This is a genomic window from Rhodococcus sp. NPDC019647, assembly GCF_044389235.1.
GTDB classification, from domain to species: Bacteria; Actinomycetota; Actinomycetes; order Mycobacteriales; family Mycobacteriaceae; genus Rhodococcus_F; species Rhodococcus_F oxybenzonivorans.
This window is the reverse complement of the sequence record NZ_JBIRXS010000036.1, coordinates 1-11,197: the sequence shown is the minus strand read 5'-3', so window position 1 is coordinate 11,197 and position 11,197 is coordinate 1. Positions and strand designations below refer to the sequence as shown.

9 protein-coding genes are annotated in these 11,197 nt (G+C 66.3%); 4 read left to right on the top strand and 5 right to left on the bottom strand.

From position 1 onward, the window contains the following. Position 1: 1 nt before the first annotated feature. The gene (locus ACH49N_RS34530) at positions 2-511 is read left to right on the top strand and encodes a nitroreductase/quinone reductase family protein (protein ID WP_358277098.1); all 510 of its coding nucleotides are present in this window, start codon (positions 2-4) and stop codon (positions 509-511) included. Between the two features lie 5 nt (positions 512-516). Here the strand turns inward: ACH49N_RS34530 and ACH49N_RS34525 are convergent, their stop codons facing one another. Continuing rightward, positions 517-2,019, bottom strand: a complete 1,503-nt coding sequence (locus tag ACH49N_RS34525; RefSeq protein WP_358277096.1) for an MFS transporter — start codon at positions 2,017-2,019, stop codon at positions 517-519. Positions 2,020-2,112: 93 nt separating this feature from the next. Between ACH49N_RS34525 and ACH49N_RS34520 the strand changes: the two genes are divergently transcribed. Beyond that, positions 2,113-2,808 (top strand): helix-turn-helix domain-containing protein, encoded by a 696-nt coding sequence (locus ACH49N_RS34520; RefSeq protein ID WP_358277095.1) that lies wholly within the window; start codon positions 2,113-2,115, stop codon positions 2,806-2,808. Between the two features lie 9 nt (positions 2,809-2,817). Here the strand turns inward: ACH49N_RS34520 and ACH49N_RS34515 are convergent, their stop codons facing one another. Further along, positions 2,818-3,060 (bottom strand): hypothetical protein, encoded by a 243-nt coding sequence (locus ACH49N_RS34515; protein WP_358277093.1) that lies wholly within the window; start codon positions 3,058-3,060, stop codon positions 2,818-2,820. 361 nt (positions 3,061-3,421) lie between these two features. Here ACH49N_RS34515 and ACH49N_RS34510 point away from each other — a divergent pair, with 361 nt between their 5' ends. Continuing rightward, positions 3,422-4,339: a diiron oxygenase gene (locus tag ACH49N_RS34510; RefSeq protein ID WP_358277091.1), complete on the top strand. Its 918-nt coding sequence runs from the start codon at positions 3,422-3,424 to the stop codon at positions 4,337-4,339. 69 nt (positions 4,340-4,408) lie between these two features. Here ACH49N_RS34510 and fgd read toward each other — a convergent pair whose 3' ends face one another. Both fgd and ACH49N_RS34500 read right to left on the bottom strand, forming a co-directional pair. After that, on the bottom strand, positions 4,409-5,416 hold the full coding sequence (gene fgd, locus ACH49N_RS34505; protein ID WP_358277089.1) for a glucose-6-phosphate dehydrogenase (coenzyme-F420): 1,008 nt from the start codon (positions 5,414-5,416) through the stop codon (positions 4,409-4,411). A 55-nt stretch (positions 5,417-5,471) separates the two neighbouring features. Further along, entirely contained in the window at positions 5,472-5,813 is a 342-nt protein-coding gene (locus ACH49N_RS34500) for a DUF202 domain-containing protein (protein WP_358277087.1), read from the bottom strand. Positions 5,814-5,904: 91 nt separating this feature from the next. Here ACH49N_RS34500 and ACH49N_RS34495 point away from each other — a divergent pair, with 91 nt between their 5' ends. After that, complete coding sequence (locus tag ACH49N_RS34495) at positions 5,905-6,864, top strand: alpha/beta hydrolase family protein (protein ID WP_358277085.1); 960 nt, start codon at positions 5,905-5,907, stop codon at positions 6,862-6,864. Between the two features lie 27 nt (positions 6,865-6,891). Here ACH49N_RS34495 and ACH49N_RS34490 read toward each other — a convergent pair. Next, on the bottom strand, positions 6,892-11,197 hold a 4,306-nt coding region (locus ACH49N_RS34490), incomplete at its 5' end, for an amino acid adenylation domain-containing protein (protein ID WP_358277083.1).

Genomic DNA, 11,197 nt, shown 5'->3' with positions numbered 1-11,197 from the left:
TATGGCCGAATCACCCTTCCCCGACGTGCGGTGGGGCAGCGAAAACAGCTTCCTCCGTGAGCCCGCCGCGGCCTTCGCCGCTACCCGGCCGGGGTCGTGGGTAATTCGGAAGCTCGCCGGAGTAGACCGGCGCCTACTCGAGAAGAGCGGTGGACGTTTCACCGTTCTCGGCCCGATCGCCGCACCGGTGGTGCTTCTCACCACGACGGGCCGCAAGTCCCGGAAGCCGAGGACCAGCCCGCTGCTGTACTACCGCGAGGGCGACCGAATTTACGTGGTAGGCAGTAACTTCGGGCAAGAGAAACACCCCGCCTGGTCCGCGAATCTCCTCGCGGAGCCGCACGCGACGGTGACCATCGGGGGAAAGGCGATCCCGGTGACCGCCACTCTCCTCACCGAACCGGAGCGAACCCGCATATATCGCGAATTCGATGCCATGGTCAGGGTCTACGGCGTCTACGAGACCCGCACCGATCGCAACATGCGGGTGTTCGCACTGACTGCCAACTGACCGGATCAGTGGACCAGAATTGGCCCCGCATCGGCGTCCTGCTGCGGAATCTCGTTGCGATACAGTGTTATCGACACCAACGCGCCGACAGCGAAGAATGCTGCGGCCACCCAGAACGCGGAGTGATAGCTGACCAGCGCCGCACCCTCGGCGAGTTGCTGCGCCACGACGGCCGGATCCCCGGACACGGCGTGCTCGGCGCTGTAGCTGTCTGCTGCTGAAGCTGCGACACTGCTGAGGAGGGCAATCCCGATCGAACCGCCGACTTGCTGCGCGGTGTTCACCGTGGCCGAGGCGACGCCGGCGTCGTCGGCCCGCACTCCCGCCGTGGAGGAGGCCATCGCGCTCGAGAAGACGAATCCGAGACCGAGCCCCACCGCGACAAGACCCGGCAGGATGCCGGTGAGGTAGGCGCTGTCGACATCGAGCGTGGTCAGGAATGCCATACCGAGTGCAGAGACGAGCAGACCGGACGTGACAAGTATCCGCGGGCTGTATCGAGTGGCCAGCACCGCTCCCGAGAACGAAGCGCTCAGGGCGATCGACGCGACCATCGGCAGAAAGGCGATACCGGTCGCGATCGGGCTGTATTCGAGCAGCTGCTGGAGGTAATAGGTGAGGAACAGAAAGATCCCGAACATGCCTACCGCAGAAATCAACATCACCAGATACGAGGCACCGCGCAGCCGATCGGTCAGCACCCGCATCGGCAACAGCGGATGGCGAACCTTGGTCTCGATCCACGCGAATAGTGCCAGCAGAACTATCCCCACCCCGAGGAACGTCAGCGTCGACGCGTCGGACCAGCCGTGGCTTTCCGAGTTGGCGAATCCGTACACGAGGAAGAACAGGCCGGCCGTCACCGATACCGTCCCCCACCAATCCAGGCTTTTCGATGTCGAGCCCTTCTGGTGCGCAGGCAGAAATACGAGTGCACCGACCAGCGCCACGACGGCGAAGGCGACGTTGACGTACAGGCACCAATGCCATGACAGGTAATCGGTGAGAACGCCGCCCATCAGCAGGCCGATCGCGCCGCCCGCACCCGAGATCGCCCCGAACACACCGAAGGCCCGGGTCCGATCCGCCGACCCCGCAAACGTTACGGTCAACAGCGACAAGGCAGCCGGGGCCAACAGCGCTCCGAATACGCCCTGCAATGCACGCGCGGTCACGAGAACGTCGAAGTTGGGACTCCACCCACCCAGAGCGGACGCGGCCGCGAAACCGATCAGACCGATGATGAACGAGTTCTTGCGGCCGAAGAGGTCGTTGATCCGGCCACCCAGAAGGAGCAGGCTCCCGAACGCCAGCGAATACGCCGTGACGACCCATTGACGCTGACCGTCGGTGAATCCCAGCGCATGCTGCGCCTCGGGCAGCGCGATGTTCACGATCGTCGCGTCGAGGACCACCATCAACTGGGCAATGGCCAATACGCCGAGGATCAACCATCGCCGATCGATGCCCTGCCCAGTCACCGCCGGTCGCTCGCGTACCACTGTCATACCTGTCACCCTCTCAGTTAAGCGGAATGCCTAATTCCGGATAGACGGTAGCATAAGCGGAACGGGCAATTCCGGATGAGCTAGACTGAGGAAATGGGCCCTCAGACAGACCGTGCTCTCCGCAGCGACGCCCGGGCAAACCTCGAACGCATCCTGCAGTCGGCGCGCGAGGTGTTCACATCCCGGGGTCTCGAGGCCACACTCGCCGAGGTCGCGGAGCATGCCGGTGTCGGCGTCGGGACCGTCTACCGCCGATTTGCGAGCAAGGATCAACTGATCGAGCACCTGTTCGCTTCGCGTCTCCAGGACGTCGTCGAGGTCTCGACCACAGCAGAAGCGATGCCGGATCCATGGGAAGGTCTCGTCTACTTCTTCTCCGAGAGCACCCGAATGCTGGCGCAGGACCGCGGCCTCCGCGACCTGGTTGTGGCGGGCAGGGCGCTGCCGCAGGGCCTCGCCGATCCGGAGACCCACGGGAAGCTCGCCGGGGCGGTGGAGGCGGCCCAAGGGGAAATTCACCGGCGGACAGCTGCCCTGGTCGAACGCGCCAAGGCCGCCGGGGCGTTGCGTGACGACTTCGAGAGCACGGATCTACCGTTGCTGACGCAGTCCGTTCAGGCTGCAGCCGACTTTGCCAGCGCAGAATCACCCGAGTTGTGGAAGCGCGTCCTCGGCTTCGCGCTCGATGGTCTCCGCGCAAACCGGGACGGCCACAGCACCTTGGGCGTACCCGCGCTCAGCGAAGACCAACTGCACCGAGCGATGAACCGCCTCCACGGCGTCGACTGACGTCGGTCACTATCCGCTCGACGCGGTGTCGACGTCGAGTTCGCCGTCGTGGGCGAACACGAGACGTCCGTCGTCGAGAGCGACCGCCCACCGGTGCACCGGAGCCCAGTCGCGGCCGAGTGACTGCCCCGACGTGGTCAGTTCCGCGAAATCCTCGATCACCACACCCTGCGCCGTCGTTTCCGTCTCGCGCCGAACCCGGACACGGGCTCCGACGACGATGTCGGGTTTCACAGGGTTCTGCTCGGGCATTGCTCATCCAACTTTCTTCCAAGAAGGGCCGCGGGCGGCCTGGTTGTTCCCACACCCGCCGGGGTGAGCGGGTGTGGGAACAGCCGACGACCCCGAGTCGGGGGAGGGACCGCCGGCCGATCCCGAACCCTGCGCGTTGCGGTTCGGGAGCTTGTTGCCGACTGCAGGCACACCCACTACAGACCATCAGCAAACATTCAGCAAGCCAACTCCGGACGCGTGTGGGAATCATCACCCACCAGAACGAAGGGCGGCGTATCCGTCAGAGAGTCCAGCATTTGTACACGAGGCGCCTTGACGTAAACCATTCTGAGGTCCATATTACATGTTACGTCTCGTCACACTGATATGGAGGACGCTCATGACCCGTTCTACGCTCGAGCTTCGCAACCCGAGGATCACCGATCGCCAGGACACGGGTACACGGCTCCTCGAATCCTCCGCGAGGATGTCGTACGACCCCATGGTCGAGGTCGACTGGGATGCACCGGTCCCCGACGACCTGTACGGCCTGACACCGGAATGGTCCACACTGTTCGGCACCCCGCTGTGGAACGAAATGACGTTCGAGCAGCAGATCACCCTGACCAAGCACGAAGTGTCCTCGATCATGGGCACCGGCATCTGGTTCGAGATGATCCTGCAGCAGATGGTCATCCGGGACATGTATGCCAAGGATGCCTCGCAGGCGCACTTCCAGTTCGCGCTCACCGAAGTCGCCGACGAATGTCGGCACTCCGTGATGTTCGCTCGTACCGCCGAGAAGTTCGGCTGCCCGTCGTACGTGCCGCGCCGTGCCGTGGTCAACCTGGGTCGCGGATTCAAAGCTCTCGCGTCGGGAGAGGTCGCCTACGCCGGCATCCTGGTCGCCGAAGAAATCCTCGACGTCATGCAGCGCGACTGGATGAAGGACACCCGTGTTCAGCCGATCGTTCGGGTGACCAGCAAGATCCACGTGGTCGAGGAGGCCCGGCACATGCGTTTCGCTCGTGAGGAGACACTGCGCCGTGCGGCCGGCACCAGCAAGGCCCGCCGCGCGGCCAGCCGCGGCGCCATCGCGATCGCGGCGAACCTCATCGTGTCGAGCATGATCAACCCCGCTGTCTACGCCGCCGCCGGGCTCGACACCGAGCGAGCGCTACGCGAGGCGAAGAACAACTCGTTCCGCGCCGCGAAGGTACGCGAAAGCTCGCAGCCACTGATGCGCTTCCTCGCCGACGCGGACCTGCTGGGCGGGCCGTCCAAGCGCCTGTACAAGCGGGTGCACATGCTGCTCTGAGGCGCTCCGCGCCCGTGCGCCTTTCTGGTTGCTCCAGCTACCAAAAAGGCGCACGGGCGGCGAAGCCGCCTAGCCGCGGAGCCGGGGTGCGAGGTCGCGTTCGAAGAGCTCCAGGAACCGCTTCTGGTCGTGTCCGGGCGCATGGAACACCAGATGATTCAATCCCGCGTCGAGATACGGGCGGATCTGCGCCACCGCCTCATCCGGATCCGACGCCACGATCCACCGCTTCGCGACCTGCTCGATCGGCAACGCATCCGCCGCCTTCTCCATCTCGATCGGATCATCGATCGAATGCTTCTGCTCCGCCGTCAACGACAACGGCGCCCAGAACCGAGTGTTCTCCAGCGCCAACTCCGGATCCGTGTCATACGAAATCTTGATCTCGATCATCTTGTCGATCTCCGTGACATCGCGCTCCGCCTTCGCCGCCCCCTCCGCCACCGCCGGCAACAACTTCTCCGTATACAACTCCATCCCCTTACCCGACGTACAAATGAACCCGTCCCCACTGCGCCCCGCATACCGGGCCACCACCGGACCACCCGCCGCGATATACACCGGAATCCCGTCCTCGGGCACGTCATAAATCGACGCCCCCTTCGTGGAAAAGAACTCGCCCTCGAAATCGACCCGATCCCCGAGCCACAACTCCCGCATCAACCGCACCGACTCCCGCAACCGCGCGAACCGCTCCTTGAACTCCGGCCACTGCCCCGCAAAACCCGTCGCGATCTCGTTGAGCGCCTCACCGGTACCCACCCCGAGCATCACCCGACCCGGATACAGACACCCCATCGTCGCGAACGCCTGCGCCACCACGGCCGGGTTGTACCGGAACGTCGGCGTCATCACCGACGTCCCCAACTGCAACCGCTCCGTCCGCTCCCCCACCGCCGTCATCCACGCAATCGAGAACGGCGCATGCCCACCCTCGTGCCGCCACGGCTGGAAATGATCCGACACCGTCGCCGAATCCATCCCGTGCGCCTCCGCCAGCACACCCAGCTCCACCAACTCCCGCGGACCGAACTGCTCCGCCGACGCCTTGTATCCCAGCTTGAGCTCGTGGGCCACCGTGTACTCCTTCATCGTCACGTCCGGTTCGCGTTATGCAAACCTCTTCTGCAGGTTAGAGAACGGCGACGACGCTGGCGAGCCCCGCTCCCAGCGCCACCACTGTCAGAGCCACGGCGAACAGCCTCAACTCGTGGGGCGGGGGCATCGGCGCGCCGTCGCGTAGGGCCTTCTCGACCTGAGACCACCGTCGCAGTCCGACGAGGGCCGCTGCCGCGGCGAGAACGATCAGAATCAGGCCGAGGGTCGTCCGCACCCATCCGGTGCTGAATTCGGGGACCAAGTGGATCATCGCGAGACCACCCGCGAGCAAGGCCAGCGAACTCCGCATCCATGCCAGAAACGTCCGCTCACTGGCGAGTGTGAATCGCTCGTCGGGCCGGTCGTTGTCCGTCATCGATCCATCTATACACCGGTTCCGTGGAACCGCGACAAGCAGGTAGCCCGGCGTCTTAGATTGGACGAGCAGGCCACAGGCAGGGGGCATCATGCGACCGTTCGACGTTCTGCGACGCTCGGCCCCTCTGCGTGGACTGGTGGTGACGATCCTGCTGTTGTCGGCGTGGCTGGCGCTCGGACCGCCGCCTGCCTCGGCGGAGCCGCGGATCGCCCGGGTGGACGTCTACTCGGAGGCGATGGGCCGCTGGGTTTCGAACGACGTCATCTCGCCCGCTTCCGGGGCACCCGCGCCCACCTTCTACCTGCTCACCGGGATCGGCGGCGGATCGGACGGCATCTCGTGGTTCAACAACACGCGGGTCCGGGACTTCTTCGCCGACAAGCATGTGACCGTCGTGATGCCGATCGGCGGCCAGTACAGCATGTACACCGACTGGGCCGCGGACGATCCGGTGCTCGGGCGTAACAAGTGGCAGACGTACCTCACCCACGAGCTTCCCGCCGCAATCGACAGCCGGTTTTCGACCACGGGCTCGAAAGCCATCGGCGGAGTCTCGATGGCGGGCAGCGCGGTGCTCGACCTGGCGGCGCAGGTACCGGGGTTCTATCGTGCGGTGGGTTCGTACAGCGGGTGCGCACAGACCAGTGGCGTGCTCGGGCAGGCGATGGTGCGGTCGATGGTCGAACTGCGGGGCGGCGGTAACGCCGCCAACATGTGGGGCGGCCCCGGGGATCCCGCGTGGGCGCGGCACGATCCGATGCTGAGCGCCGAGCGCCTGCGCGGCACAACGCTGTTCGTGTCGACCGGCAACGGGATGCCGGGGCCCGTCGACAACCACGACCCACTACTGGCCGTGCCGCAGACGATCGGCGGCAGTGTCGTCGAGATGGTCACCCATGTGTGCGCCGGCGCGTTCGAATCAAGGCTTCGGCAGCTCGGAATCCCGGCCACGTTCGCCTACCTACCGCAGGGCACCCACTCCTGGGGCCTGTTCGAAACCGAGCTACGCGACTCCTGGCCGGTCATCGGCAGTGCACTCGGGGCATAGCGGCGATCGGGGGGATAGCGGCGACCATCAGAGCGTGCGCCCCAGTGCGCGTTCCAGGATCGGCCCGATCACCGCGAAAGCCTCCGGTGTGGTCATCCGCACGTGCTCGCACTCCACCTCGTTCACGGTGATCACGCCGGTCACCACGGGCTGCCACACGCTCGGCGAGGGTCGTTCACCTTCGTCGTCGGTGCTCTGCGCGGCGGCGAAGAACAGCACGTCGCCGTCGAACACGCGGGGCCGATGTTCGGCCGAGATCCGCTTCGAGTTCTCGAGGCCCGCGCTGATGCGGCCCAGGAGGGTCGACGCGAACGCCGGGTCGCGGCCGAACGATCGGCCGAGCATCTCGACCAACTGCTCTCGGTACGACCTGTCGTCGTCGCCGCTGCCCTCGAAGTCGACGCCCAGTCCGTGCAGCCATTGCTCGGCGTCGACCTCGAGGTCACCGAAGTCGCCCTCCTCTGCCAGGTAGCTGTCCATCATCGCGAGCGTGCCGACGTCCGCACCGGACTCCCGCAATTCGACGGCGATCGCGTGCGCGATCACGCCACCGAGTGACCATCCCAGTAGGTGGTACGGGCCTCGGGGCTGCACCGCCCGCATCTCGACGACGTACCGGTGTGCCAGTTCTTCCATCGAGTCGAACGTCGCGCCTCCGCTCAGGATGGGCAGCTGCAGCCCGTACACCGGCCTGTCCGGCGCGAGGTGCTGGATCAGTCCGGCGTATCCGAGGGCGAGTCCGCCCGCGGGGTGCACGCAGAACACAGGGGGACGTGTTCCACCGGACCGGAGCGGGACCACGACACTCAACACGTCGTCGGTCGCCGCGGCGCCGGGCATGGACGGGTCGACGATGCGGCGCGCCAGCCCTTCGGGAGTGGGGTTGCGGAAGATCCACTGCAGTGCGACGTCCGTGCCGAGCCGGTCCCGCAGTGCGGACGCCAACCTGGTCGCGACCAGGGAGTTCCCACCCAGTGCGAAGAAGTCGTCGTCGGCTCCGACGCGTTCTACCCCGAGTACGTCGGCGAACACCTCCGCGACTGCGTGCTCGAGCGGAGTGGCTGGTGTCTTGAACGGCCTGGGCGAGACCAACGGCGCGGGAAGTGCCCGCCGGTCCAGTTTGCCTGTGCGCCCGACCGGCAGCTCGTCGAGCACCACCAGCTGGGAGGGCACCATGTAGGGTGCGAGATGAGAGGCGGAGTAGCGCAGCACTTCCGCGGGATCGATGCTCGCATTCCCCTCAGGGACAACGTAACCTACCAGTCGATCGATCGCGCCGGCGTGTGTGGTCACCGCCGCCCGGCCCACCCCGTCGCAGCGGGCCAGTACCGACTCGATCTCGCCGAGCTCCACCCGCTGTCCTCGAATCTTCACCTGGAAGTCGTTGCGGCCTACGTATTCCAGCCGGCCTATCTCGGTCCAGCGCACGAGGTCACCGGTGCGGTACATGCGGGAGCCCGGACCTCCGAAGGGGTGCGCCACGAAGGACGCTGCTGTCATACCCGGGCGCCGATGGTATCCACGGGCCAGTCCCGGTCCCGCCGCATACAATTCGCCCATCACACCCACCGGGACCGGCTGCAACCACGGATCGAGGACTACAACGTCGACGCCGCGGCCGGGACCCCCGACGGTGACCGGCTCGTCCGGCGACAGCGCCTCGCTGGCCGTGGTCTGTATGGTCGCCTCGGTGGGGCCGTATCCGTTGAAGACAAACCGGCCCGGTGTCCAGCGGTTCGCAAGCTCGGGCGCGAACCGTTCACCTGCCACCGCCAGAACACGCACGGACGGGAGCTCTTCGGGGCTCACCGTTTCCAGGATGGTGGGGGTGAAGAACGCGTGTGTGACGTGTTCGGCCTCGAGGAGTTCGGCGAGTTCACGACCACCGAGCACGGTGGGGGGCACGATCACCAGCGTCGCCCCGACGGTGAACGCCATCAGCAGCTCGAAGACGGACGCGTCGAAACTCGGGGACGCCAGGTGTGACACCCGTGCCCCGTGCGTCGCTGCGAAGCGTTCCCGCTCCTCGACTACCAGGTTTGCCAGACCGCTGTGCGAGACGACGACACCCTTCGGTGTGCCGGTCGAGCCGGAGGTGTAGAGCAGGAAGGCGGCGTGCTCGGTATGCAACGGTCGCACGCGGTCGTCGTCGGTGACCCGGTCCCCGGGGTACGCGCTGTCGACCTCCGGGTCGTCGAGCAGCAGCCACTGCACCGCGCCGGGCAGATGCTCGCGGTGCGCCGATACGGTCAGTCCGAGGATTGCACCGGAATCCTCGAGCATCGCCGTGATGCGGGCGGCCGGGAGTGCGGGATCGATCGGCATGTACGCCGCACCCGACTTCGCGACCGCCCACACCGACAGCACCGATTCGATCGACCGCGGCACCCCGACGGCGACGAAGGAGTCGGGACCGGCGCCCCGGTCGACGAGCGCTCTGGCCAACCGGTTGGACCGTTCGTCGAGCGTCCGGTACGAAACGTCGATGCCGTTGCTCGACAGTGCGATTGCCTCCGGGTCCACGGCGGCGCCGGCGACGAGCACGTCCGACAGCGTCCGTTCCGGAACCGCGGGTGCACCCCGGACCGGCGCGAGTTCGTCCCCTTCGAGGGCGTCCAGTATGTCGAGGTTTCCCAGCCGCACCGAGGGGTCGTTCACCACGGCGTCGAGCATGCGAACGAAACGGTCGGCCAGCTCGGCGACGGTGTCGGCATCGAAAAGGTCGGTGGCGTAACTGAATGCGGCCCTGATACCCGACGGTGACCCCTCGTCGTCGTACTCTTCGGACACGGTGAGCTGCAAGTCGAATCGTGCGATCGTCGCACCGAGGTCGATGCCGGTCACCTCGACGCCCGGCAGCGACAGGTCGGATTGCTCCACATTCTGGAATTCGAGTAGTACCTGGAACAGCGGTGAATGCGCCGTCGAGCGAGGTGGGTCGAGCGCTTCGACGACCTTCTCGAACGGCACCTCGGCGTGGGCGTATGCCCCGAGGTCGACGACGCGTACCTGCTCGAGCAGTTCGGCGAATGTGCTCGCGGACCGGATGACGGTGCGTAGCACCACGGTGTTGACGAACATTCCGACCATGTCGTCGAGTGCGGCCTCACCCCGTCCGGCGACGGGGGTTCCGATGGCGATGTCCTCGGAACCGGACATCCGGGCCAGGAAAGCGGCCAGGGCGGCATGCGCGACCATGAACAGCGTCGACTGGTGCGCCGACGCCAGCGCCGTCAGCCGACGATGCAGGTCGGCGTCGATTTCGAATCCCACTCGGCTTCCACCCGGTGACCGTTGCATCGGACGCGAACGATCCGCCGGTAGATCCAGTGCGGCAGGAAGACCGGCCAGCGCGTTCCGCCAGTAGTCCAGCTGCGCCGACACCAGCGACTGCGGATCCTCGTCGGAACCGAGGAGTTGCCGCTGCCAGAGTGCGAAGTCGGCGTACTGCACCGCCAGGGGTTCCCATTCCGGGGCACCCCCGTGGGTGCGGGCCGTGTAGGCCACCAGCACGTCCCGGGCGAGCGGGACCATCGATGCTCCGTCCGCGACGATGTGATGCACCACCACCAGGAGCACTCGCTCGGCATCGGAGGTCTCGAACAACGCGGCTCGCACCGGCACCTGCTTGGTGACGTCGAAGCCTTCCGACACCGACGCCGAGAGCCGCTCGCGCAACTCGGTTTCGCTGGTCACTGTCACCTCGGGCAGGTCCGGTGCCGCGTCGGGGAGGATCACCTGCACCGGCTCACCGTCGCACATCGGAAAGCTGGTCCGGAGCGATTCGTGCCGCGCCACCACATCGGCCACCGCAGCGCGCAACGCGTCGACATCGAGTGTGCCGGTGAGCCGGAACGCCATGGCGATGTTGTAGGCGGGCGAGGAGGTGTCGAACTGGTTGAGGAACCACATGCGAGTCTGCGCCAGCGACAACGGGATTCGTTCCGGACGCGGTCCTGCCTGCAGCACCGGTCGGTCGGTACGCACGGTGGCTTTCGCGGCACGGGCCGCAAACGCTGTGACGGTCGGCGCCTCGAAGAGGGCGTGCAGTCCGACATCGACGTCGAGTGCCGCGTCGACCCGGGCAACCACGCGGGTGGCGGACAGTGAGTCGCCGCCCAAGCGGAAGAAGTCGTCGTCGGCGCCGACCTGTTCGATTCCGAGGACGTCGCCGAACACACCGGCCACGACGGCTTCGAGGGGGGTGGCGGGAGCCCGGAAGCGACGCGTCCCGGCGCCGGGTTCGGGTAGTGCTGTGCGGTCCAGCTTCCCGCTCACCGTCACCGGCAACTCCCCCACAACCACCACCACCGACGGCACCACCCACCCCGGC

What these genes read in the sequence shown, in the direction of transcription:
- ACH49N_RS34530 (WP_358277098.1), top strand. Translation starts at nt 2, where the DNA reads ATGGCCGAATCACCCTTCCCCGACGTGCGGTGGGGCAGCGAAAACAGC.
- ACH49N_RS34525 (WP_358277096.1), bottom strand. Translation starts at nt 2,019, where the DNA reads ATGACAGTGGTACGCGAGCGACCGGCGGTGACTGGGCAGGGCATCGAT.
- ACH49N_RS34520 (WP_358277095.1), top strand. Translation starts at nt 2,113, where the DNA reads ATGGGCCCTCAGACAGACCGTGCTCTCCGCAGCGACGCCCGGGCAAAC.
- ACH49N_RS34515 (WP_358277093.1), bottom strand. Translation starts at nt 3,060, where the DNA reads ATGCCCGAGCAGAACCCTGTGAAACCCGACATCGTCGTCGGAGCCCGT.
- ACH49N_RS34510 (WP_358277091.1), top strand. Translation starts at nt 3,422, where the DNA reads ATGACCCGTTCTACGCTCGAGCTTCGCAACCCGAGGATCACCGATCGC.
- ACH49N_RS34500 (WP_358277087.1), bottom strand. Translation starts at nt 5,813, where the DNA reads ATGACGGACAACGACCGGCCCGACGAGCGATTCACACTCGCCAGTGAG.
- ACH49N_RS34495 (WP_358277085.1), top strand. Translation starts at nt 5,905, where the DNA reads ATGCGACCGTTCGACGTTCTGCGACGCTCGGCCCCTCTGCGTGGACTG.